At 70.9% G+C, this 23386-nt stretch carries 24 protein-coding genes; 12 read left to right on the top strand and 12 right to left on the bottom strand.

Annotation, left to right across the window (positions count from 1 at the left end):
• The 5 genes from I2501_RS28200 to I2501_RS28220 all read right to left on the bottom strand — a co-directional run.
• A partial coding sequence (locus I2501_RS28200) for an urease subunit alpha (protein ID WP_236047392.1) occupies positions 1 to 1356 on the bottom strand: 1356 nt, incomplete at its 3' end.
• A complete protein-coding gene (gene ureA / locus I2501_RS28205) occupies positions 1353 to 2072 on the bottom strand; it encodes an urease subunit gamma (RefSeq protein ID WP_196197096.1) in 720 nt (239 codons plus the stop codon). The genes I2501_RS28200 and ureA, both read right to left, overlap by 4 nt.
• A gap of 20 nt (positions 2073 to 2092) precedes the next feature.
• Entirely contained in the window at positions 2093 to 3286 is a 1194-nt protein-coding gene (locus I2501_RS28210) for an agmatine deiminase family protein (RefSeq protein ID WP_196197097.1), read from the bottom strand.
• A gap of 55 nt (positions 3287 to 3341) precedes the next feature.
• A complete protein-coding gene (locus I2501_RS28215; protein ID WP_196197098.1) occupies positions 3342 to 4214 on the bottom strand; it encodes an agmatine deiminase family protein in 873 nt (290 codons plus the stop codon).
• The gene (locus tag I2501_RS28220; RefSeq protein WP_196197099.1) at positions 4211 to 4864 is read right to left on the bottom strand and encodes a TetR/AcrR family transcriptional regulator; all 654 of its coding nucleotides are present in this window, start codon (positions 4862 to 4864) and stop codon (positions 4211 to 4213) included. Before I2501_RS28220 ends, I2501_RS28215 begins: the two co-directional genes overlap by 4 nt.
• 235 nt (positions 4865 to 5099) lie before the next feature.
• On the opposite strand from I2501_RS28220, the gene I2501_RS28225 reads away from it, so the two are divergent.
• From I2501_RS28225 to I2501_RS28260, 8 genes are all read left to right on the top strand, one after another.
• On the top strand, positions 5100 to 6101 hold the full coding sequence (locus I2501_RS28225; protein WP_328806691.1) for an agmatine deiminase family protein: 1002 nt from the start codon (positions 5100 to 5102) through the stop codon (positions 6099 to 6101).
• A 105-nt stretch (positions 6102 to 6206) separates the two neighbouring features.
• A complete protein-coding gene (locus tag I2501_RS28230; RefSeq protein ID WP_196197100.1) occupies positions 6207 to 7955 on the top strand; it encodes an ABC transporter substrate-binding protein in 1749 nt (582 codons plus the stop codon).
• Positions 7952 to 8911 carry an ABC transporter permease gene (locus I2501_RS28235; RefSeq protein WP_196197101.1) on the top strand — a complete coding sequence of 320 codons (960 nt, stop codon included), beginning with the start codon at positions 7952 to 7954 and terminating at the stop codon, positions 8909 to 8911. Before I2501_RS28230 ends, I2501_RS28235 begins: the two co-directional genes overlap by 4 nt.
• Positions 8908 to 9777: an ABC transporter permease gene (locus I2501_RS28240; RefSeq protein WP_196197102.1), complete on the top strand. Its 870-nt coding sequence runs from the start codon at positions 8908 to 8910 to the stop codon at positions 9775 to 9777. The genes I2501_RS28235 and I2501_RS28240 overlap by 4 nt, the downstream gene beginning before the upstream one ends.
• Complete coding sequence (locus I2501_RS28245) at positions 9774 to 10802, top strand: ABC transporter ATP-binding protein (protein WP_196197103.1); 1029 nt, start codon at positions 9774 to 9776, stop codon at positions 10800 to 10802. The genes I2501_RS28240 and I2501_RS28245 overlap by 4 nt, the downstream gene beginning before the upstream one ends.
• Positions 10795 to 11661: an ABC transporter ATP-binding protein gene (locus I2501_RS28250; protein ID WP_196197104.1), complete on the top strand. Its 867-nt coding sequence runs from the start codon at positions 10795 to 10797 to the stop codon at positions 11659 to 11661. The genes I2501_RS28245 and I2501_RS28250 overlap by 8 nt, the downstream gene beginning before the upstream one ends.
• Positions 11662 to 11700: 39 nt before the next feature.
• Positions 11701 to 12927, top strand: a complete 1227-nt coding sequence (locus I2501_RS28255) for an agmatine deiminase family protein (RefSeq protein WP_328806692.1) — start codon at positions 11701 to 11703, stop codon at positions 12925 to 12927.
• Complete coding sequence (locus I2501_RS28260; protein ID WP_196197105.1) at positions 12924 to 13838, top strand: DUF4436 family protein; 915 nt, start codon at positions 12924 to 12926, stop codon at positions 13836 to 13838. The genes I2501_RS28255 and I2501_RS28260 overlap by 4 nt, the downstream gene beginning before the upstream one ends.
• Positions 13839 to 13861: 23 nt before the next feature.
• Here the strand turns inward: I2501_RS28260 and I2501_RS28265 are convergent, their stop codons facing one another.
• A complete protein-coding gene (locus I2501_RS28265; protein WP_196197106.1) occupies positions 13862 to 14563 on the bottom strand; it encodes a hypothetical protein in 702 nt (233 codons plus the stop codon).
• 133 nt (positions 14564 to 14696) lie between these two features.
• Here I2501_RS28265 and I2501_RS28270 point away from each other — a divergent pair, with 133 nt between their 5' ends.
• Positions 14697 to 15959, top strand: coding sequence for an agmatine deiminase family protein (locus tag I2501_RS28270; protein WP_196197107.1), 1263 nt, complete (start codon positions 14697 to 14699; stop codon positions 15957 to 15959).
• Positions 15960 to 16002: 43 nt separating this feature from the next.
• Here I2501_RS28270 and I2501_RS28275 read toward each other — a convergent pair whose 3' ends face one another.
• Complete coding sequence (locus tag I2501_RS28275) at positions 16003 to 16443, bottom strand: VOC family protein (protein ID WP_196197108.1); 441 nt, start codon at positions 16441 to 16443, stop codon at positions 16003 to 16005.
• Positions 16440 to 17285 carry a helix-turn-helix transcriptional regulator gene (locus I2501_RS28280; protein ID WP_196197109.1) on the bottom strand — a complete coding sequence of 282 codons (846 nt, stop codon included), beginning with the start codon at positions 17283 to 17285 and terminating at the stop codon, positions 16440 to 16442. The genes I2501_RS28275 and I2501_RS28280 overlap by 4 nt, the downstream gene beginning before the upstream one ends.
• Positions 17286 to 17414: 129 nt before the next feature.
• Here I2501_RS28280 and I2501_RS28285 point away from each other — a divergent pair, with 129 nt between their 5' ends.
• Positions 17415 to 18194, top strand: a complete 780-nt coding sequence (locus I2501_RS28285; protein WP_196197110.1) for an SDR family oxidoreductase — start codon at positions 17415 to 17417, stop codon at positions 18192 to 18194.
• 36 nt (positions 18195 to 18230) lie between these two features.
• Here the strand turns inward: I2501_RS28285 and I2501_RS28290 are convergent, their stop codons facing one another.
• Together I2501_RS28290 and I2501_RS28295 are read right to left on the bottom strand one after the other, a co-directional pair.
• Positions 18231 to 18851, bottom strand: coding sequence for an L-threonylcarbamoyladenylate synthase (locus I2501_RS28290; protein WP_196197111.1), 621 nt, complete (start codon positions 18849 to 18851; stop codon positions 18231 to 18233).
• 125 nt (positions 18852 to 18976) lie between these two features.
• Entirely contained in the window at positions 18977 to 19444 is a 468-nt protein-coding gene (locus tag I2501_RS28295; protein WP_196197112.1) for a molybdopterin-dependent oxidoreductase, read from the bottom strand.
• A 311-nt stretch (positions 19445 to 19755) separates the two neighbouring features.
• Between I2501_RS28295 and I2501_RS28300 the strand changes: the two genes are divergently transcribed.
• Together I2501_RS28300 and I2501_RS28305 are read left to right on the top strand one after the other, a co-directional pair.
• Positions 19756 to 20772 carry a GNAT family N-acetyltransferase gene (locus tag I2501_RS28300; protein WP_196197113.1) on the top strand — a complete coding sequence of 339 codons (1017 nt, stop codon included), beginning with the start codon at positions 19756 to 19758 and terminating at the stop codon, positions 20770 to 20772.
• Between the two features lie 126 nt (positions 20773 to 20898).
• Positions 20899 to 21090, top strand: coding sequence for a hypothetical protein (locus I2501_RS28305; RefSeq protein ID WP_196197114.1), 192 nt, complete (start codon positions 20899 to 20901; stop codon positions 21088 to 21090).
• 51 nt (positions 21091 to 21141) lie between these two features.
• Here the strand turns inward: I2501_RS28305 and I2501_RS28310 are convergent, their stop codons facing one another.
• Entirely contained in the window at positions 21142 to 21624 is a 483-nt protein-coding gene (locus I2501_RS28310; protein WP_196197115.1) for a GNAT family N-acetyltransferase, read from the bottom strand.
• A gap of 505 nt (positions 21625 to 22129) precedes the next feature.
• Entirely contained in the window at positions 22130 to 23377 is a 1248-nt protein-coding gene (locus tag I2501_RS28315) for a chitinase (protein WP_196197116.1), read from the bottom strand.
• Positions 23378 to 23386: the final 9 nt, after the last annotated feature.

Raw genomic sequence — 23386 nt, forward strand, 5'->3', positions numbered from 1 at the left:
GAGTTTGCCGGGTTCGATGGAGCCGATCTCGTGGGCGAGGCCGTGGGCGATGGCGGGGTTGATGGTGAGTTTGGCGATGTAGCGCAGGACGCGTTCGTTGTCGTCGCCGGACTCCGTGGTGCCGTAGCTGCCGTCGCCGTCGAGGGGGCCGAGTTCGTGTTTCATTTTTCCGGCCATGGCGAAGGTGCGGCGGACGGTTTCTCCGGCGCGGCCCATGCCTTGGGCGTCACTTGAGGTGATGCCGATGACGCCGAGGTCGTGCAGGACGTCTTCGGCGCCCATGGTTCCGGCGCGGATGCGGTCGCGGGCCATGGCGGCGTCGCCGGGGAGGTCGGTTTTGAGGTCGTGGGCGGAGACGATCATGCCGAAGTGTTCGCCGAGTGCGTCGCGGCCGTAAGGGAGGGTGGGGTTGGTGGAGGAGCCGATGACGTTGGGGACGCCGGCCATTTTCAGGACGTTGGGGACGTGTCCGCCGCCGCAGCCTTCGATGTGGAAGGCGTGGATGGTGCGGCCTTCCAGGACGGCGAGGGTGTCCTGGACGGAGAGGCATTCGTTGAGGCCGTCGGTGTGGAGGGCGACTTGGACGTCGTGGTCCTCGGCGACGCGCAGGGCGGTGTCCAGGGCGCGGGTGTGCGCGCCCATGTCCTCATGCACCTTGAACCCCGAAGCGCCGCCCTCCGCCAACGCTTCGATGAGCGGGGCGGGGTCGGAGGACGAGCCGCGGGCGAGGAAGCCGATGTTGACGGGCCACGCGTCGAACGCGTTGAACGCATGCCGCAACGCCCACGGCGAGTTCACCCCCACACCCCATGCAGGCCCGATCTCCTGGCCGATGATGGTGGTGACGCCGGAGGCCAGCGACGCCTCCATGATGCGGGGCGAGAGCAGGTGCACATGCGTGTCGATCGCACCCGCGGTGGCGATCAAGCCCTCACCCGACACGATCGTCGTCCCCGTCCCGACGACGACGTCCACGCCGTCGACCGTGTCCGGATTGCCCGCACGCCCCAGGGCGACGATCCGACCCTCGCGGACCCCGATCGACGTCTTGCGGATCCCGGCAACGGCGTCGATGACGGTGACGTTGGAGATGACCAGGTCGCAGGTGTCGCGGACGGCCGCGGCCTTAAGGTGCAGGCCGTCGCGGGCGGTCTTGCCGAACCCGGCCAGGAACTCCTGCCCCGGCTCCTGCGAGTCCGACTCGACCCGCACGATCAGCCCCGAGTCACCCAGCCGCACCCGGTCCCCGGCTCGCGGCCCGTGGACCGCGATGTAGTCGTGCGGGTCCGTGAAGGACGACGGCACGGCGCCCGGACGGCCGTGGCAGCCCGCCGCGTCGAAGATGCTCCCGCTCATCGGGCCTCCTCCTGATCCTGGTCCTGCTCGAAGTTGGTGAGATAGCCGCAGGCACGTGCCTTCTCCAGCGCGGCCTCCCGTGCGCCAGGCGCGTCCAACGGGCCGTCGACCAGGCCCGCGAAGCCCACCGCGATCCGCTCCCCGCCGATCGGCAGCAGGCCGACCTCGACGACCGCGCCCGCGTCGAACCGCACCGACGACCCCGCCGGAACCGCCAACCGCATCCCATACGCAGCCGCCCGGTCGAACGCCAACCGCGGGTTGGCCTCGAAGAAGTGGAAGTGCGAGGTCACCGTCACCGGCACCGGTGCCGTGTTCCGCACCGGCAGCACCACCACGGGCTCGGCCGGCTCGTAGCCGACCCCCTCGCCCGGCAGCGCCGCGCCCGGAGCCTCCGCACCCAGCGAACCCTCACCACGGAACGGGTCATCGATCACACACAACCGCGTCCCGTCCTCGAAGACCGCCTCGACCTGAAGCGTCGTCACCACATCGACCACGCCCGGCAGCACGTCCTTCGCCGACAGCACGGTGCGCCCGGCCTCGATCGCCTCCGCGAGCCGCCGCCCGTCCCGGGCCGCCTCGCAGACCGTGTCCGCGATCAACGCGGTCGCCTCCGGCACGTTCAGCCGCAGCCCACGCGCACGGCGGGCGCGGGCGAGTTGGGCTGCGCTGAACAGCAGCAGCCGATCCTTCTCTGTCGGTGTCAGTCGCACGATGCCTCACTGATTGAGTGTCAGGACTGGGCCGGGGTGCCGGGCTGGTCGTGGGTCGAGCAGTGGATGCCGCCGCCGCCCGAGGCGATGTTGTCGATGGTCAGCGGCACGATGTCGCGGTTCGGGAAGTGGTCGCGCATGATCTGCTGCGCGTTCGCGTCGGCGTCCGCGTCGCCGAACTTGGGCATGAAGACGGCCCCGTTGGCGACGAAGAAGTTGATGTAGGAGGAGACGAACGCGTCGCCCTGGCCCGTGATCTTGTTGGGATCGGGCTCCTGGACCTCCACGATCTGCAGCGGGTTGCCGCGCGCGTCGGTGGCCTGGCTCAGCACCTGCTTCGCCTGGGCGGCGGCCTCGGACCACACGTCGGCGGGGGCGCCGGGGAAGGGCTTGTCCAGCAGGACGACTCCCGGCCCGGCGAAGCGGACCAGGCAGTCGACGTGCGCGTCGGTGATGTCCTTGCCCTTGACTCCCTTGAGCCAGATGACCTTGGTGATGCCGAGGGCTTTCATCAGCTCGGCCTCGACGTCGTCGCGGCTCATGCCCGGGTTGCGGTTGTCGTTGACGACCGAGCTCTCGGTGACCAGGAGCGTGCCCTGGCCGTCGGTCTCGAACGCCCCGCCCTCGGCGACGATCGGGGTCTGGATGCGCGGGATGCCGTACTTCGACAGCAGGGCGGCGGCGAGTTGGGAGTCGTTGCCGTGCTCCTTCTGCTTCCCGCCCCAGCCGTTGAAGTTGAAGTCGACGCCCTTGAGCGTGCCGCTGTCGCGGACGAAGACCGGGACGGTGTCGCGCGCCCACAGGTCGTCGACCGCGATCGGCACGACCTGGACGTTGTTGCCGACCGCCGTCTGGGCGTCGTCCGCCTGCTCGGGACGGGCGAACATGACCACCGGCTCGTAGCCGGCGACCGCCTGGGCGAGGCGGGTGATGTCCGAACGGACGCCGGGGAGTTGGCCACCCCAGATGTCGGTGGACGCGGGCCAGCTCATGAACGTCCGGGCGTGGGACTCCCATTCGGCGCCGAAGACACGACCGGGCGTTGCCGCCGCGTCACGGATCCCCGACGGGCTCAGCGACGGGCCGGCGGACACGTCGGACGTGTCGGACGCGTCCGAGGAGGAGCAGGCGGCGGTGCCGAAGGCGAGCAGGCCGAGGCCCGCAGCGGACTGGAGCAGCATCCGCCGGGATATCGAAGGAGGCGGAAAGGGCATGGATCACTCCTGGGCAGGAAGGTGAGCGGTAAGCCGTAAGAGATGAGCGCAGGTCTCAGGCGCGGGGCTGTTGCATGGTCGAGCAGTGGATGCCGCCACCGCCCGCCATCAGCCGGTCGACGTCCAGTTGGACGACCTCGCGGCCGGGGAAGGCGGCGGCAAGGGTCTGCCGGGCTCCCTCGTCCTTGACGACGTCGCCGAACTGGGCCGTGATCACCGCGCCGTTGACGAGGTGGAAGTTCAGGTAGGAGTCGACGAACGTCGACTTGCGCGAGCGGACCTGGTCGGGCCCCTCGACGCGGATGACCTGCAGCCGACGCCCGCGTGCGTCAGTCACGCGCGACAGGAGGTCGAACTGCTCGCGGGCGTCGCGCGCCCACACGTCGTGCCGGTCCGCGGGCGGAACCTGCACCATGACGACGCCCGGGCGGACGAAGCGGGAGGTGACGTCGATGTGGTCGTCGGTGATGTCCCGGCCCTTGATGCCCGGCACCCAGATCATCCGCTCGGCGCCGTAGGCCTCCAGCACCGCCCGCTCGACCTCGTCGCGGCTCATGCCGCAGTTGCGGTTGCGGTTGACCAGGCTGCTCTCGGTGGCCATCACGGTGCCGTCGCCGTCGGTCTCGACGGCGCCCGCCTCGCCGACGAACTCCGCCTGCTCGAACGGCAGTCCCTCGCGCTCGTCCGGCGCGCACAGGATGACCGGTTCGAAGCGGGCCACAGTGCGTGCGATCAGGGCGATGTCCTGCTGGACGCCGTCCAGTTGCCGCCCCCAGATCGACCGGGACGTCGGCCAGGACATCCACGTACGGGCGTGCGGGACGTCGTCGGCCTCCACCCTCCCCCGCTGCTGCACCGGCATCCGGGACACGGGCTGCTGCTGCGCCCCGCCGAAGAGACGGCCGAACAGGGAGTGCGGTTCGTTCATGGCTCCACACTGGCATTGACTGAACTTTCAGTCAAGCTCTGACTCACCGCACTCACCGTGCCCACCGTGCCCACCTCCGGGGCGATGGCGTCCAGCTCGATGGCTATAGCCTCCGCGAGCAGGCGACGGGCGTGGTCGATGGGGAGCGAGCCGCTGAGCCAGCGCATGCTCAGGCCCTCCAGCAGCGAGGTGAGCCGCTCGGCGGCTGCGGCGTGGGCGGGGGCGGTGCCCTGCGGGCGGACCCGGCCGATCAGCTCGGCGGTTTCGTGGATCCAGGTCAAGGTGGCCTTGGCCAGCGCCTCGCGCAGGTCCGGTTCGAAGATCGCGCAGGCGCGCAACTCGCCCCAGGCGGTGCTGTTCTCGCGCACCTCAGGGGTGTCCTGGAGCTCCAGCAGCAGGGCCTGCTCCAGGTCGGCGCGGGGATCGAGGTCCTCCACCGCGCCGCGCTCGGCGGTGTAGCGGTCGGCGCGGTCGTTGATGTACTCCAGCGTCCGGCGCAGGATCCCGGCGCGGTCGACGAAGTGGTAGTAGATCAAGGACGTCGACACGCCCGCCTCGGCGGCCAGCTCGCCCACGCGCAGTCCGCGCACCCCACGGCGAGCAATGACGCGGGTGGCGGCTCTCAGAATCTCAGTTCGACGGTCTGACACAGACGGAGACACTACGCCATCGGGCCGAAAAGCTGACTGGTTCTTCAGAATCTGACGAGGACAGGACCCCGCAAGCGCCGCCGGACGCAGATCCACGCCGCCACATGGCGCGGAATGCCCGATATTCCACCGTCTACGGAGGGCTAATCGGCCCGCCCGACTGTATTGACTGAAGTTTCAGTTCGATGGATGATTCGGGGCACCCCTCCCGCCTCCAGCACCTGAGGAGATCCCTGTGTCCTTCCGTATGCCGGCCGAGTGGGCCGAACACGAGCGCTGTCTGATGGCCTGGCCCACCCGCCTGGACCTGTGGGGTGCCGTGCTGGACGACGTTCGGCGCGAGTACGCGGCGGTGGCCCGCGCGATAGCCGAGTTCGAGCCCGTCACCATGGTCGCCCTGCCCGGCCAGGGCACGGAGGCCGCCGAGCTGTGCGGTGACGGCGTGGAGGTGATCGAGATGCCCATCGACGACTCCTGGTTCCGCGACTCCGGCCCGATCTTCGTCCTCGACGGGAAGGGCGGACGCGCGGGCGTCGACTTCCGCTTCAACGCGTGGGGCCGCAAGCACCACCCGTGGGACGCCGACGACCGGATCTCCGCCCTGCTGCTGGAGCACTTCGACGTCCCGCGCCTCGCCTCCGGGATGATCCTCGAAGGCGGCGCGATCACGGTGGACGGCGAGGGCACGCTGATCACCACCGAGCAGTGCCTGCTCCACCCCAACCGCAACCCCGGCCTGAGCCGCGAGCAGATCGAGGACGAGCTCAAGGCGACGCTCGGCGTCACCACGATCATCTGGCTCCCCTACGGCGGCCTGGAGGACAGCGAGACCGACGGGCACGTGGACGGCGTCTGCGCCTTCGTCGCGCCCGGCAAGGTCGTGGTCCAGCTGCCTAGCGACCCGGACCACCCCGACCACGAGCGGATGCGCGTCAACCGCGCGGTGCTGGAAGGCGTCGTGGACGCCAAGGGCCGACGGCTGGAGATCGTCGACCTGCCGCAGAGCGTCTTCGTCGAGGTCGACGGCCGCCGGACCGAGGTCGGCTACCTGAACTTCTACCTCGCCAACGGCGGCGTCGTGGTCCCCGTCGGCGGCGTGCCGGAGGAGGACGAGGGGGCGCTGGCCGTCCTCGCCTCCGCCTTCCCCGACCGCAAGGTGGTCGGCGTCCCCACCCCGTCCGTCGCCTGGGGCGGCGGCGGCATCCACTGCATCACCCAGCAGGTCCCGCGCGCCTGACCGCGCATCAGATCTCCCGCAGCACGCTTGCACGTTCCGTCACCCCTGGCCGCTGACCTCCCCCGCCGCCTTCCCCGGTGGGCCGGAAGATGGAAGAGAGCTCCGATGCCCCAACCCCAGCCCCCGTCCGGCAGATCGGACCACCCGGCAACCGGGCCCCGCACCAACCGCACCCGACACACCAGTCGCACCCGGCGGCGCGCCGCCGCTGCCGTGGCATGCGCCGCGGCGCTCGGCCTGGTCGCCGCCTGCTCCGGCCCGCCCAGCACCGGGACCGGTCTGCCCGCGAGCGCCTTCGCGCTCTCGGCCGGGACGCCGCTCCCGAAGGGCGACCTCGCCTCGTTCACCTGGGCCTCGTACGCGGAGCCGCTGACGCTGGACTACGCGATGGCCTTCGACTACCCGTCGAACACCATCCTGTCCAACGTCTGCGAGAGCCTGATGAAGTGGACGCCGCAGCTCAAGGAGGTCCCGGGCCTGGCGCAGCAGGCGCTGCACCCGAATCCGACCACCTGGGTCTACGACCTGCGTCCCGGCGTGCACTTCCACGACGGCAGCGTGATGACGGCCGACGACGTCGTCTACAGCCTGGACCGCCAGATGGACCCGAAGGTCGGCGCGGCCTGGGCGGGCGTCTTCCAGAACGTCGCGTCGATCACCAAGACGGGTCCGTTGCAGGTGACGGTCAGGCTGCGGACGCCGGACGCGGTCTTCCCGCAGTACATGGCCACGGCCGCGGGCGTGGTGGCCAGTGAGAAGGGCATCAAGGCGGCGGGGGCCAACTGGGGCACCGGCAGCCTCGACTGCACCGGGCCGTTCAAGCTCGGGGCCTGGAACAAGGGCCAGTCGATCGAGCTGGACCGGTTCGCCGGCTACTGGGGCACCCCGGCCAAGTCCGCCAAGGTGACCTTCGAGTTCCTGACCGACCCCTCCGCCCGGACCAACGCGATGCTCACCGGCGCGGTCGACGGCGGCTACCTGATCCCGACCGAGAGCTACCAGCGGCTGCGGGACAGCGGCGTGGGCACCCTCTACTTCGGCGAGAGCCTGAGCACCGTCAACGTCAACGTCACCGACATGAAGGGCGTGCTCGGCGACGCCCGGGTGCGGCAGGCGCTGTCGCTCGCGCTGGACCGCTCGGGCTTCGTCAAGCAGGGCCTGGCCGGCAACGGCCAGCCCACCAACGCGCTGACGGACAAGGCTTCCTGGGCCGGAGCCGACCCGGCGACGCTGCACGCCGCCTTCGACACGCTGCCCTCGACGACACCCGACCTGGCCAGGGCCAAGGCGCTGATCAAGCAGGCGGGGGCGACCGGCAAGACGGTGACCATCGCCACCAGCGCGATCGGCCAGGACGTCTCGCTGCTGGCGACCGCCGTCCAGGCGGCCGGGACCGAGATCGGCCTGAACGTGCAGGTGAGGACGATCGCCCCGGACGCCTTCTCGGCGCTGTTCACCGATCCCAAGGCACGCCAGGGCATCGACATGTTCCCCGAGACCTACTACCTGTCCATCACCGACCCGATGGACCTGCTCGCCAACTTCGAGACGGGCAACTACCAGAACTACGCCGGCTACAGCAGCCCCGCCTACGACAAGCTGGTCCAGCAGGCCACCGGTACCGACGACACCGCCCAACGCCTGGCGATCGAGGCGAAGTTGCAGCAGCTGGCGGTGCAGCAGAACCTGTGGATCCCGGTGGCGAACTGGCCCACCGCGGTCTTCATGAACAAGCGGATCACGGGCGCGCCCACCACCATCTCCTACCTGTACTACCCGTGGGCCGCCGACATCGGGGCCGCGAACACGGAGGCCGCGAACACGGGGGCCACGAACACCGGGGCCGCGGGATGACGTTCACCCGCTTCGCCCTGCGGCGCCTGGCCGAGATGGCGGCGACGCTGCTCGCCGCCTCGTTCCTGATCTTCGGGGCCATGTACCTGGCCCCGGGCAACCCGGCGAGCTTCCTGCTCTCGGGACGCTCCGCCTCCCCTGCCGCGTACCAGGCGATCAACGACCAGTATCACCTGAACGACCCGTTCTGGCAGCAGTATCTGCGCTGGCTCGGGCAGGTGTTGCGGGGCGACTTCGGCCGCTCCATCGAGTACCGGACGCCGGTCTCGACCCTGATCGGCGCCCGGCTGCCCAGCACGCTGCTGCTGGTGGGCATGGCGCTGGTGCTGGTCGTGGTGGTCGGGCTGGCACTCGGTTGGCTCGGCGCGGTGCGCGGCGGCGCGACCGACGGAGCCGTCCTGGTCGGCACCACCTTCGCCGTCGGCACGCCCTCGTTCGTGGCGGCCGTGCTGCTGCAGGGGCTCTTCTCGGTGAAGCTCGGCTGGTTCCCCAGCGGCGGAAGCGGCAGCGGGTTCGGCTCGATGCTCTGGCATCTGGCGCTTCCCGCAACGGCGTTGGCGCTCTACCTGATCGGCATGCTGGCCCGGGTCACCCGCAGCGCGATGCTGGAGGTGATGGGCCACGAGCACGTCACCGTGGCACGCAGCCGTGGCGTGATGGAGCGTCAGGTGATCCGCCGTCATGTCTTCCGCAACACCCTGGGCACGGTGCTGACCATGGGCGGTCTGATCGTCTCCACCCTGCTCATCTGCACCGTCCTGGTGGAGACGGCCTTCAGCGTGGACGGGATCGGGCAGTTGCTCGACCTGTCGACGACCACGAAGGACTTCCCCGTCGTCCAGGCCATCTCACTGATCATCGTCGGGATCTTCATGCTGGTGAACTTCGTCGTCGACCTGCTGCTCCCGCTGGTCGACCCCCGGGTCGCCCTCGGCACGAGAGGAGCGACCGGATGACCACCGCACTCGTCCGCCGACCGGGGCTGGCCCGGCTGCGACTGTCCGGGAGCAGGGGTGGCCGTTCCTGGCTCTACCTGCTCTGCCTCGGCTTCCTCGCCGTCGTCGTGCTGCTGGCGCTGCTCGCGCCGTGGCTCTCCCCGCACGACCCCAACGCCGTCGACCTCGGCAACGCGCTGGCCGGGCCGTCCGCCACCCATCCGCTCGGCGTCGACGGCTCCGGACGCGACACCGCGTCGCGGCTGATCACCGGCGCGCGCACCTCGCTGCTCGGCCCGCTGGGCGTGGTCGTCTTCTCCACCGTCGTGGGCGTCGTCGTCGGCGTTGCGGCCGGCTGGCGCGGTGGCTGGCTCGACTCGGTGCTCTCGCGCACGACCGAACTCGTCTTCGCCTTCCCGGGGTTGCTGCTGGCGATCCTGATCGTCTCGATCTACGGGGAGGGGCTGATCGCGCCGGTCGTCGCGCTCGGCGTCGCCTACCTGCCGTATGTCAGCCGCCTCACCCGCTCGTTGGTCCTCGCCGAGCGCGAACGGCCGTATGTGGAGGCGTATCGGGTGCAGGGCCACTCCGGACCGCAGATCTGCCTGCGCCATGTGCTGCCCAACATCGCGCCGGTGGTGCTGGCGCAGTCCACCATCAACTTCGGCTACGCGCTGATCGACCTGGCCGGTCTCTCGTTCCTCGGCCTCGGCGTGCCCGCGCTGACGCCCGACTGGGGTCGGATGGTCTTCGACGGCGAGAGCGCCATCCAGTCCGGCTACCCGCTCTCGGCGATCCTGCCGTGCGCCGCGATCGTGCTGACCGTCGTCGCCTTCAACGTCGTCGGCGAACGCTGGGCCGACCAGGTCGCCCGGAGGGACCGATGACCACGACATCAGGTACAACACCAGGCACGACACCCGAGTTCACCTTGGACGTCCGCGGGCTGCGGCTGCACCTTCCGGGCGCCGCCCGCCCGGTGCTGGCCGGGGTCGACCTCACCGTCGGCGCGCGGGAGACCGTGGCGCTGGTCGGCGAGTCGGGCTCCGGCAAGAGCCTCACCTCGCGCAGCGTGCTGCGGCTGCTGCCGCCGGGCGCGACGGCCGAGGGAACGGTCGCCGTCCAGGGCGAGGACGTGCTGACCATGGACGCCGCCCGGCTGCGGCGACTGCGCACCCACACCGCGGCCATGATCTTCCAGGACCCCCGGGCCGCCATCAACCCGCTGCGTCGCGTCGGCGACTTCCTCACCGAGAGCCTGCGGCTGAACGCCAGAACCCCGGACGACGCCGCGACCGAGCGCGCCGTCACGATGCTGGAGGCGGTCGGCCTGGGCGAGCGGGCGCTGCGGCAGTACCCGGGCCAGCTGTCCGGCGGGATGCTGCAACGCGTCATGATCGCCGCCGCGTTGATGGGCGACCCGGCACTGATCCTGGCGGACGAGCCGACCACCGCGCTGGACGTGACGACGCAGGCCGAGGTCGTCGGCCTCCTGGACGACCTGCGTGAACGCTTCGGCACCGGGCTGCTCTTCGTCACCCACGACCTGGGCCTGGCCGCCGCCATCAGCGACCGCGTCTACGTGATGTACGCGGGCCGGATCGCCGAGACCGGCCCGGCCGAGGCGCTGTTCGAACGGCCCCGCCACCCGTACACCGCCGCGCTGCTCCGCTCCACGCCTCGTCTCGACGCCCCGGCCGGGCGGCTGGCCGCGATCCAGGGCCAGCCGCCCAGCCTGCGCGAGGAGCTGACGGGCTGTCCGTTCGCGGCGCGCTGCCCCTTCGCCACCGAGGTGTGCGCCGAGGATCTGCCCCCGCACGAGCCGGTACCGGACGAGCCGTCCCGGCTCGTCGCCTGCCACCACAGCGACCGGCTCGCCGACCAGCTCGCAGAAAGCGCCCTCCATGACTGACACCACTGCGACAGGAACCCTGCCCGCCGACAGCGCCGGAGGCGACCCGGTCCTCGACGTCACCGGCCTGCACCGGAGCTTCGGCAGCGTCCAGGCGGTCCACGACGTCTCGTTCCGCCTCGCGCGCGGCGGGTCGCTGGGCATCGTCGGCGAGTCCGGCTCCGGCAAGACGACCACCGCGCGGATCATCGTCGGCCTCGAACGCGCCGACGCGGGCAGCGTCCTGGTCTGCGGCCGGGACCGGTCCGGACCGGCCGGACGCGGACGGCGGGGACACGGCCGGTCAGCGCGGCTGGAACGCGCCCGCGAGGTGCAGATGGTGTTCCAGGACCCCTTCCTCTCCCTCGATCCGCGGGTGCCGGTCGGCGGCGTGCTGGGCGAGACGCTGCGGCTGCACGTCCCCGGGAGCAGGGCCGATCACGACCGCCGCGTCGGCGAACTGCTGGACCAGGTCGGCCTCGGCGCGCGGGAGGCCGCCGCGCTCCCCCGGCAGCTCTCCGGCGGCCAGCGGCAACGCGTCGCCATCGCCCGAGCGTTGGCCGTCGAACCGGCCGTCCTCGTCCTGGACGAGGCGGTCGCGGCGCTGGACGTCTCGGTGCAGGCGCAGATCCTCAACCTGCTGGCCGACATCCGCCGGGACACCGGCATCGGTTACCTGTTCATCACCCACGACCTCGGCGTGGTCCGCTGCGTCACCGACGACGTCGTGGTGATGCGGCACGGCCGGATCGTCGAGGCGGGCCGCACCGCCGACGTCCTCGCCGACCCCCAGCACGCCTACACCCGGCTGCTGCTGGACTCCGTCCCGCGTCCGGGCTGGAACCCCAAGCTCATCGCCGCCGCGCGCCGAGCGCTCTGATCGATATGCACGCGGACATAATGGGGCAAATATGCCCACGTGCCTGCTGCCATCGATCGGGGTGCCATGCACCAGCCCGGCCTGAACCGTCGCGCCCTGCTCCGCACCGGCGCGGGTCTCGCCGCTGCCGCCACGCTGGCCGGCTGCTCCTCCCCGGCCTCCTCGGACGGCGGCGGCACCGGCGGTACCGGTTCGAGCCCGACCCCGGCCGGAGCGGAGAGCCCCTCGGCTTCGGGCTACGCCATGCCCGCCGAGTGGCTGGAGCACGAGCGCACCTTCATGGCCTGGCCCGCGCTCAGCGAGGTCTGGGGCGACCAGCTTCCGGACGTCAGGAACGACATCGCCAACCTCGCCAAGGCGATCGCCCAGTACGAGCCGGTCGTGCTGATGGCCCGTCCGGACCAGGCCGACCAGGCGCAGCAGCAGTGCGGCAGCGACGTCGAGGTGATCGCGCTGGAGGTGGACGACCTGTGGGCCCGCGACACCGGGCCCACCTTCGTCACCGGCCAGGGCGGACTCGCCGGGGTGGACCTGAACTTCAACGGCTGGGGCAACAAGCAGACCCACGCCAACGACAGCCACGTCGCGCAGAACCTGCTGACCAGGTACGGCATCCGCCGCATCCAGGCCCCGATCACCGGCGAGGGCGGCGCCATCGAGGTCGACGGCGACGGCACGCTGATGGCGACGGAGAGCTCCCTGGTCAACCCCAACCGCAATCCCGGTCTCAGCCGCGACCAGATCGAGGCGAACCTGAAGACCCTCTTCGGGGTGAGCCAGGTGATCTGGTTCAAGGGCGTCGCGGGCCAGGACATCACGGACTGTCATGTCGACGCCCTGGCCAGGTTCGTGGGCACGGGCGTGGTGGCGCTCCAGCGTCCCGGCCCGAACACCCCGCCCGACATCTGGTCCGCCGCCTCCGACCAGGCGCTGACCGTGCTGAACCAGGCCACCGACGCGCAGGGCCGCTCGCTGCGGGTCATCACGATCACCGACCCCGACCTCGACCGGATCCAGGGCACCGGCAAGGACTTCCTCGCCACCTACCTCAACTTCTACGTCTGCAACGGCGCGGTGATCGTGCCGCGCTTCGGCGACCAGGCCGCCGACGAGAAGGCCGCGTCCACGCTGCGCGACCTGCACCCCGGCCGGGACGTCGTGCAGGTGTCCATCAACGCCATCGCCTCCGGGGGCGGCGGCATCCACTGCTCCACCCAGCAGCAACCGAAGCTCGACGCGTCCTCGCCGCTGGCGTCGCCCTCGTGAGGGCGGTCGGCGGTCGCCGGTCCCGTTGGCGATCCCTGCGCCCGCTGCGGACCCCGCTGGTTCTCGTGCTGGCCGTGGCGGCGGTCTGCGGCGCGGGCGTGGCCCTGTACCTCAACGAGCGCAGCAGCCGTCAGCAGATCACGGTCGTCGGCAACCCGTCCGCGAACGACTGGGTCGAACTCGACATCACCAGCCAGGGCGTGGACACCTCGGCGCTGGAGCTCTCGCTCTCGGTCACCGCGGTCCCGCACGGCAGCCTGGCTGCGGAGCCGGACTCGCTCGTCTTCACCAAGAACGTCGAGATCACCACCGTCTCGCTGACGACCACGACCTTCCACACCATCCCCGGCGAGCCCGCGCCGCTCCAGGTGGTCAGCGCGGGTCTCTACGACGGCACGCCGACGGACTACCCGTTCGACCACTACGACGTGTCGGCGGGCTGGATCGCGACCGTCGACGGCCACGACGTGCCGCTGGCCATCACCTTCAGCGACTCCGACCCGTTCTTCGTCGTCCGTCCCACCAAGAGCACCTCGGCGGGCTCGGTGGCCCGGCTGGACGCCCGGGCGGGCCGCTCGCGCGGGACGTTCATCCTCGCGTGGTTCATGATGGTGGCCATGTGGGCGCTGGCCCTGGCCGTGGCCGGTGGCGCCTGGGTGCTCGCGCGAAGGCGTCAGGGGATGGTCTGGCCCGCGCTCGGCTGGATGGCCGCGACCCTCTTCGCCCTGGTCGGCCTGCGCAACGCGGCACCCGGCAGCCCGCCGATCGGCTCGCTGATGGACTACGTCGCGTTCTTCTGGGCCGAGGCGATCATCGCCGCCGGCCTCGCCGTCACCACCGCGTTCGGCGTGCGCGCCGAACGCCGGGCCATCGCGGCGGAGGGGGCGTCCAAAGCCCTGCCACCAGCGTAAGTTGACGTACCGTCAGGATGCCGTCAGGACACGACCGGCAGCTGGTCCGCGCCGGCGGCCAGTCCGTGGACCAGCGCCCGCACCACCGCCTGCGCGTCCACCTCCGACCCGAGGGACCGGATCGCCGCGAGCCCGTCCGCCGCCGCGGCCAGCGCCTCACCGAGCGTCACCGCGTCCACCCCGCCGGTCTCCCCCGCCGTCGCGGCCCGTTCGCGCGCGAGCACGCGGAAAAGGTCCACGAAGCAGGCGCGCCACCGGGCGTACTCCGCCTCCACGGCGACGCGCACCCGGTCGTCGGTCAGCGAGAACCAGTGCAGCGCCGAGTGCATCCGGGCCAGGTCCGCCGCCTCCGGCTGCGCGAGCAGGCCGACCACGCGCTCGGCGCGCTCGGCGAAGGTGCCGGGCTCGGCGACCGCCTCCTCCATCGGCGTGATCCACTCCGGGCGGATGTCGGCGACGACGGCGACGATCAGGTCGGTGCGGTCCTTGAAGTGGTAGTGGCACATCCCGTGCGTCACCCCGGCGAGCGCCGAGACGTTGCGCGTGGTGAACGGGACGTCGTCGGCCCCGGCGAGCAGGCTCCGCGCGGCGGCGATCAGCCGGGCGCGCGTCTGCTCGCCCTTCGCCGAGACCCGCGGTTTGCGGGCGGCGCGGACCTCCCCGCCTGCGCCCTCGGCCCCCTGAGGTGCGCTCTCTTCCACGTCTGCGCCTGCTTCCTTCGCCACGCGCCCACCTTAGCCAGGCGCGTCGGCCGCGGTGGGCCGAACCAACCCTTGCGGGCACTATTGACCGAGCGCATGGTCAGTTATAGCTTCCCGCTCAGCCGCACACGCGCGCCCCGACCAAGGGAGGCCTGGGATGGACCAGCACGGCAGGGCTGACGGCCCGAACGACCCCTTGCACACACCGCCCGCGAGCACACCGCTCGCCGACCGGAACGCCCGCACGCTCGACCGGCGCCGCTTCCTCGCCGCCACGGGACTGACCGCCGCAGGCGCTGCCTGGGCCGCCACCGGCCTCGCGGGAACGGCCCGCGCCGCGACCCGGGCCACGGGGGCCGCCACCGGGGTGACCAGGAGGACCTCGGCCCTCAGGCAAGCGGCCGCCGGCACGTTCGCCGTCCCGCTGGACAGCGTCCCGCACACCCGCACCTGGATGGCCTGGCCCGACAGCACCGCCATCTACGGCCGCAAGCTCGCCGGCATGCAGACCGACATCGCCCGCATCGCCAACGCCATCGCCACCTACGAGCCGGTCTACCTGCTCGCCAACTCCGCCAGCGTCGCGGCGGCGAAGCGCGCCTGCACCAACCCGAACGTCACGGTGATCGGGACCATCCCGATCGACGACTGCTGGATGCGCGACTCCGGCCCGGTCTTCCGCACGAACGGTGCCGGCGGCCTGGACGCGGTCGGCCTCAACTTCAACGGCTGGGGCAACAAGCAGACCCACGCCCGCGACGCGCTCGTGGCCCAGCGCGTCGCCGCCTACCTCGGCGTCGGCTTCACCGCCGCCGGGCTGGTCAGCGAGGGCGGCGCGATCGAGACGGACGGCGCGGGCACGCTGATGGCCACCCGGAGCAGCATCATCAACTCCAACCGCAACCCCGGAATGACGCAGGCGCAGATCGAGCAGGCCATGTGCGCCGCCTACGGCGCGTCCGAGGTGATCTGGTTCACCGGCATCAGCGGCCAGGACATCACCGACGACCACGTCGACGCCACGTCCCGCTTCCTCTCCCCCGGCGGCGGCCTCGTGCAGACCCCCAACCCGGCCGATCCGGCGGACATCTGGTCCAACGACGAGCAGCAGCAGTACGACACCCTGTCAGCGGCCACCGACGCGCAGGGCGCGGCGATCGCGGTCACCGCGCTGGAGTCGCCGGACTACAACCTGATCCGCGCCACCAGCGTCAACTTCGTCGACTCCTACGCCAACTACTACGTCTGCAACGGCGCGGTCATCTCCGCGCAGTTCGGCGACTCCACCGCCGACGCCAACGCCAAGTCCGTGCTGCAGAGCCTCTTCCCCGGCCGGGCCGTCGTCCAGCTCGACATCGACAACCTCGGCAACCAGGGCGGCGGCATCCACTGCGTCACCCAGCCCCAGCCCGCGCCGTAACGGCCGGAGGCCGACCGGCCGGACTGGCCCGGCGGCTCGGGCGTCAGCCCGTCCGCTGGGCCAGTCCCAGCAGGATCCCCTCGGGGCTGCGCAGGAAGCAGAGCCGGTAGACGTCCTCGAACTGCTCGACCCCGCCGACCAGTTCGCCGCCGCGGGTGCGCAGTCGGGCGATCACGTCGTCGAGGTCGTCCACCTCGAACATGATGCGGCGCAGGCCCAGCGTGTTCAGCGGCGCGGGCCTCGGCTCGGGGCTGATCACGGCGGGCGCGTGGAACTTCGTCAGTTCCAGCGCGCCGTGGCCGTCCGGGGTCCGCATCATCACGATGTCGCAGCGGAGACCGTCGAGCGCGACGACGCTCTCCACCCACGATCCGCTGAGCGTCGCCTCGCCCTCCCGCTTCAGGCCCAGCTCGGCGAAGAACGCGACCGCCGCGTCCATGTCCTCGACGACGACACCGACGTTGTCCATCCGAAGAAGCGTCATGTCCCCAGCGTACGAGCCGGGGTTCCAGTCGCCACGGAGGCGAGCAGGCGGAGCTTCTCGTCGCTCTCGCTGCCCTCGTCCGCGTAGTAGAGGACCAGCACCACGCCCTCGACCGGCAGCTTCTCCCGGTGCAGCCGCAGTTCGCCGACGACCGGATGGTTGACGGTGGTGGTGCCGCCGTCCAGACCGCGCACGTCGTGGCGCGCCCAGGACCGCCGGAACCGTTCGCTCGACAGGGCGAGTTCGCCGACCAGTTCGACCACACGCGGGTCGTCGGTGTCGTCGCCGACCGACTTCCTGAAGACGGCGACGAAGCCCTCCGCCGACCGCTCCCAGTCCTGGTGGAAGGCCTGCTCCTCCGGGTCGAGCAGGAGCGAGCGGAGCCGGTTCTGGCCGGGCTTGAGGCGCGGGTTGAATGCGACAGCCAGCTCGTTGGAGGCCAGCACGTCGAACGCGCGCCCCTCGACGAACGCGGGCACCTGCACCGCCGCGAGGAGCTGGTGCAGCCGCGCGGGCACGCGTTCGGGCCTGCGGCGCGGCCGTGGCTTCGGGCGTGAGCCGGCGAGGCCCAGGTCGAGGAGGTACTCGCGTTCGAGGTCGTCCAGCAGCAGCACGCGCGCGAGCGACTCCAGCACCTGCGCGGACGGGTTCTTGTCCCGGCCCCGCTCCAGCCGCAGGTAGTAGTCGGCGCTGATGCCCGCGAGCATGGCGACCTCCTCGCGGCGCAGCCCGGGGACGCGGCGGTTCGTGCCGGCCGGGATCCCCGCCTGTTCCGGGGTGACCAGCGCGCGCCGGGCACGCAGGTACTCGCCGAGCAGGTTGACGCGGTCGTCCTCGCTCATGCGTCCTCGCTCATGCTCACCATCGTAGGTCGGCCCGGGCCTGCGACGACGGCCCGAAAGGGGGTCCTGCCAGGACCCCGTACAGCGGGGGCACTGGTTGCGTCCGCCGCCCGAGGCGACGCTGAACCCATGGACATCTCCGACCGCACGATCCTCATCGCCGGTTCCACCTCGGGAATCGGACTCGAACTCGCCCGCCGCTTCCGCGCCGCGGGCAGCACCGTCGTCGTCGGCGGCCGTCGCGCCGACCTGCTCGCCGAGCTCGCCGCCGAGGGCTTCGCCACCGTCCCGCTCGACGTGACCGACCAGGCGAGCGTCGACCGCGCCCGCGACACGGTCCTCGCCGACCATCCGGGCCTCGACACCGTGATGACCATGTCCGGCGTCATGCTGCTGGAGGACCTGCGCGACCCCGCACACTTCGACGCCGCGCAGCGGACGGTCGACACCAACCTGCTGGGGACCATCCGCGTCATCGACGCGTTCACCCCGCACCTGATCGCGCGGGGCGCGGGAACGATCATCACGGTCACCTCGGGCATCGCTTTCCTGCCGTTCCCGCCGATGCCCACCTACGCCGCGACGAAGGCGGGCGTGCACGCCTACTCCGAGGCGCTGCGGGCACAGCTGCTCGGCACGGGCGTCGAGGTCGCCGAGCTGGTCCCGCCGGCCGTCGCCACCACCCCCGAGCAGGCGCGGCTCAACCCCCGCGCGCTGGACCTGGGCGACTACGCCACCGAGGTGATGGACCTGCTCCAGGCCGACCCCACGCCCCACGAGGTCCTGGTCAAGGGCGTGCTGATGCACCGTCACGCCGAGCGGGACGGCACCTACGACGAGCTGGTCGCCCAGCGCTCCCAGGCCCTCGCCATGCTGCCGGGCCGCCAGGCCCCGCCGTCGGCGTCCTGAGGCGGGCGGGTGGGGGCGCGCGGGTCGAACCGCGCGCTACTCGAACCGCTCGGGGTCGCCCGCGCCCCGGCGGACGATCTCGGCCTCCCCGCCGGAGAAGTCGACGACCGTGGTCGGCTCGGTGCCGCAGTCCCCGGAGTCCAGCACCGCGTCGACCACGTGGTCGAGCCGCTCCTTGATCTCCCAGCCCTGCGTCATCGGCTCCTCCTCGCCGGGCAGCAGCAGCGTGCTGGAGACCAGCGGCTCGCCCAGCTCCGCGAGCAGCGCCTGGGTGACGACATGGTCCGGGATCCGCACGCCGACCGTCTTCTTCTTCGGGTGCAGCAGCTGCTTCGGCACCTCGTTGGTCGCGGGCAGGATGAACGTGTAGCTGCCGGGCGTCGCCGCCTTGATCGCGCGGAAGACGCGGTTGTCGATCTGCACGAACTGACCCAGCTGGGCGAAGTTCTGGCACACCAGCGTGAAGTGGTGACGATCGTCAAGCTGACGGATCGTCCGGATCCGGGCGATGCCGTCACGGTTGCCGAGCTGGCACCCGAGCGCGAAACACGAGTCCGTCGGATAGGCGACCAGCGCCCCGCCCCGGACCAGGTCGACCACGTTGTCGAGGATGCGCGACTGCGGATTCTGCGGATGCACGTCGAAGTACTTCGCCATCCGCCGAGCCTACGGGATCGGACGCCGCGCGCGGCTCAACGGCTCAACGCCTCCACGCCTCACCCTCGGAAGGGGCCCACCCACTCCACGGCTCGCCCTCGAAAGGGGCCCACCCACTCAACGGCTCACCCTCGAAAGGGGCCCACCCACACGTCGGTGATCCCGCTGATGTACCGCGCGCCGCTCCGGTCCCCGGGCACCACCAGCTGCGGTCCGGCGGCGTCGAGCGGGGTCCCGTCGGCGCTGGTGGCGAGCAGGATCTCCTGCCCGCCGAAGTCCGGGTCGATCTCCGCCCACGACACGACGGCACAGTGCCCGTCCGCGCCCGTCACCGCCAGCAGGAACGCGAGCCGCGCCTTCCGCCCCCGCAGATCCACCACCGGCCGCGCCGCCCGCACCACGTCCCACAACCTCGGCCCTTCGAACCGATGCCGCTGCTCGCCACTCCCGAGGCAGTCGAACGTCGCCTCGACCCGACTCACGGGCAGCTCGCGCAGCTGGGCGACCGTCAGCTCGCCCGGTGCGTCGAGCATCCCGTGCAGCCGCACGGACGCGTGCGTGCGGGCGGGCGCGGATAGGTCGGATCTGCTCACAGAACCACTCCCTGCAACCGGTCGACGGAGAACCGAAGGTTGCGGAAGTGGTACCCACGCGTGGACGCAGATACCCACCCGATCGCCCCATGGATCTGGCACTTGCCAGGGCTTGCATCCCACTCTCTTGGCAGATGCGGCACCGCTTTCTGCCCTGCGGAAGGCGGTCACCGTGCCCCTGGGACTGTTCAGCCACGAACTGATCATGATTGCCTTCGTGCGGGGCGCCTGCAGTCGGCCGTCCCGCGTCAGCGTGCGTCTCGGCGGGACGCCTGCCGTCGGTCACCAAGGCATGGGAAAGGGATCTGGTCATGGGCGTGGAAACAGCGCAGTTCGCTCCCGAACGCGCTTCGGCGGACGAACTGCGCGCCTGGTACGAGCTGTTCGTCGAGGTGTCCGAGGCGGAGTTCCCCGACAACCCGGTGCCTCCGTACGACAGCTACGTGCGGCAGTTGCGCAGGTCCTCCTCCAGCCAGTGGTCGCGACTGCGCTGGGAGGCACGCGACGGCGGACGGCTGGTCGGCACGGCAACCGCCACGTTCCCGATCGGGGAGAACAGCGGATACTGCGACATGGCCGTACGCGTGACCGCCCCGGACCGTCGAGGCGGCGTCGGGACGGGGCTGCTCCGGGCGGCGCTGCCGGAGATCCGCGAGCGCCGCTGCCGGACCATCGGCGGCGAGGTGAAGGCGGACTCGGACGGCGAGAAGTGGGCACAGGCCCTCGGTTTCCACCCGGTCCTGAGCCTCACCGAACACCGCCTGGACCTCACGACCGCGGACCCGGCGCAGTGGCAGGTGGAGACCCCGCCCGGGTTCCGACTCCGCCGGTGGGCGGACACGGCGCCTGACGACCTGGTGGAGGGCTTCGCCCAGGCCCTCACGGCGATGGCCGACCAGCCGATCGGCGAGGCGACGTTCACCTACCCGGTCTGGACGGTCGAGCGCCTCCGCAAGCGCGAGGCCGACTCCCTCAAGGCCGGGCAGTCGCGCCGCTACGTCGTGGCCGTGGACGAGCGCACCGGGACGGTGGCGGGCTTCACCGAGATGGTCATCGACGCCGAGCAGAAGACCCACGGCCATCAGGGGGACACGGGCGTGCTGTCGGAGTTCCGTGGATCCGGGCTCGGCCTGGCGGTGAAGTCCTCGATGATGCGTTGGCTCACCGCGGACCTGCCCCACCTGGAGCAGGTGGAGACGATGACGGCCTCCGAGAACACCCACATGATCCGCGTCAACTCCCAACTCGGCTACCAGGCCACCTACACCTTGCTGAGCGTCGAGTCCGATGTCGACGCGCTCGAAGCGGCTCTGCACGGGACCCGCTGAGCTGCGACGTGCCGCCCAAGAGGGTCACCGGGCGGCCGGCGCATGGACATAGTGGTACCGAACCAACATTCCCGTTGCCGACGCGCGATACGACGAGCGCCTCAAGGCAATGGAGGAGGAGCCCCAATGAACACTGAGAACTTCACCAGCTGGACCGACACAAAGGCTCGGGCACGTGCGATTCGCGAGGCTGCGGGTACCCAGCGGACTCCCCTCGAAGAGGCAACAGCCCTCGAGCAGCTGCCGGCCAAGGATCTCACTCAACCTCTGCTGAAGGCTGTTGAGGCGGTCGACCTCGATCCGACACCGCTGCCCTGAAACGCCGGCCTCGCACTCGTGGCACGGCCGGCGTTTCAGTCAGGTGCGGGGCTACAGCTCGCGGAAGTACACGGCCACAGGCAGCTTGATGCACCCGAGGCTTTCGTACAGCGCTCTGGCCGGGCCGTGGAACTCGTCGCCGCCGGTTCCGATCTCGGCGTACACGGCTCCGTGGGCACGCATGTGGCTGAAGGCGTGCTCGCACAGCTCGGTGGCCAGATGGTCACGGCGGTGGTGTTCGTCGACGGCGAGGATGGTGATCGTCCCGTGCTCGCGGGCAGGGTCGATCTCCCAGCCCACGTAGCCCGCGAGCGCTCCGTCGAGGTCCGCGACGGCGACGTGCTTGTTGTGCTCCGGGGCGTGCAGTGTGGCAAGGAGGTTGCGGTAGTCCTCGCGCCACTGGCCGTGCTGCCGAGCGAAGATGACCTCGCCGACCAAAGGCCGGAAGGAGCCCTCGTAGAACGGCCCGAAGGTCTCGATGGTGAGCTCGGTCAGCCGCAGTAGGTCACGCGGCTCGAAGCTGCGAATGATCATGGAATGCGCCTCTCGCTGAGAAGTCGACAACCGCAGGAACAGGCATCGACGGGCTCGCTCGCGGCGAAGACGGGCAGCGAGTGAGCCCTCAGCAGCGCGGACGCCAGGAGGCGAAGCATTCCATGCTCGCCAGGCTACCGAGCTCCCCCGACAGGCGCAGACCATTTCGGGTCCGGCCGCAGCCTCCTGTCGGAACGGAGACGCACAGATATGCACGGTCCGAGGGAAAACCCGGCCGGGAGCTTGAACATGATCCGCCACTCCTGGTTCTCCTGTATGGCGCCGTCCCACCAGTGCACCGACCTGACGGGGCCCTCGAGCTGCGCAGGCGGCGGCGCGGGCCTCGACGGCGGCGCCCCCGAGGGTCGGTGACGACCCGAGGCTACGCATCCGACTCGTTCGGCTTCGACTTCCGCTCGTCACCGGAACCAGTGGACACCACAGGCCGCGCCGACTCCTGGGCGTGGAAGCGGCCCGGCCTGTGGTGTGACCCGAGATGGGGCTTCTAACACGCGCCGTCGTCGTTCCAGGCGCCGGAGGGGCCGCCGGGGGTCTCGTCGTCGTTCCACTGGTTGGCGGTCCAGTTGTGGCCGTTGTACGAGACTTCCTGGCCGGAGGTGTACGCGGTCGAGGCGCTCCACGCCGCCGCGCAGGTTCCGCCGCCGCCGGAGGTCGAGGTGGCCGTGGGGGTAGGCGTGGGAGTGGGTGTCGGGGTGGGCGTCGGCGAGGGGGTGGGCGGGGTCGCGCCCGCGAACTCGGCCGTGTACTTGGTGAAGTCGTAGGCGTTCTGGGTGACGCTGCTGCACTCACCCGACAGGTTGCCGTTGTTGTTCGGCGGGTTGCACTCGCGGTCGCGGTTGACGTCCCAGAACGTGTACCGGGACATGCCGTTGGACTCGGCGAAGTTCAACAGCGTCTGGAAGTCCGCCTGGTAGAAGAACTCGGCGCTGTCCGTGCGGCCGTTCATGCCGGAGACGCCCTCGTGCGCGTACGCCGTCGCCGAGTTCCAGCCGAAGGTGTTCATCAGCTGGGTGTTGAAGTCCTGCAGTGCGGTGATCTGACTGGCCGCACCGGAGAAGCCGCCGTCGAAGGGCATGATCGAGTAGTTGTTCGGAGTGAACCCCAACGTCTTGGCGTTGTCCAGCAGTTGCTGCCCGAAGTAGTTCGCGCCGGACGTGGTCGACGGGATCGTCACCGAGACGTACAGCCCCGGGTTGTCGGCCTGGAGGATCTGCGCGGCGCCCAACTCGTTGTTGATCGCCGTGGAGTTCTCGATCTCCGGCTCCTCCAGGTCGAAGTCGATCGCGTGCAACCCGTAGGCGCTGATGACCTGTTGGTACGCGGCGGCGGTGGCCGCCGGGGTGCCGCACTCCTGGCCGAGCTTGGTGCCGCCGTAGCCGCCGGCCGAGACGGAGACGTCCCCGCCGTCGGCGCGGACCTCGTTGATCACCGCGGCGACCTGGGTGTCGGAGGACACCGGATCCGTTCCGTCCCAGGTCGGCGTGCAGCCGCCGCCGTTGGGGGCCAGGACGAAGGCCAGCTCGAAGGCCTTCTGCCCGGTCGCGGACATCACCTGGCCCAGGTCGGGGGCGCTGGAGTCCAGGGTGTAGTAGTACGGCGCGGAGCCGTACCAGTTGCTGCCGAGCGCCGCCGTGGTGGAGGCGTGCCCGGTACCGGCGGTCAGCACCAGGGTGCCCGCCGTGAGCAGTGTCGCGACAACCGTCGCGGGAAGCATCGCTCCCAGTCTTCGCATCTCGTCACC

Source organism: Streptacidiphilus fuscans (assembly GCF_015690355.1).
Taxonomy (GTDB): domain Bacteria; phylum Actinomycetota; class Actinomycetes; order Streptomycetales; family Streptomycetaceae; genus Streptacidiphilus; species Streptacidiphilus fuscans.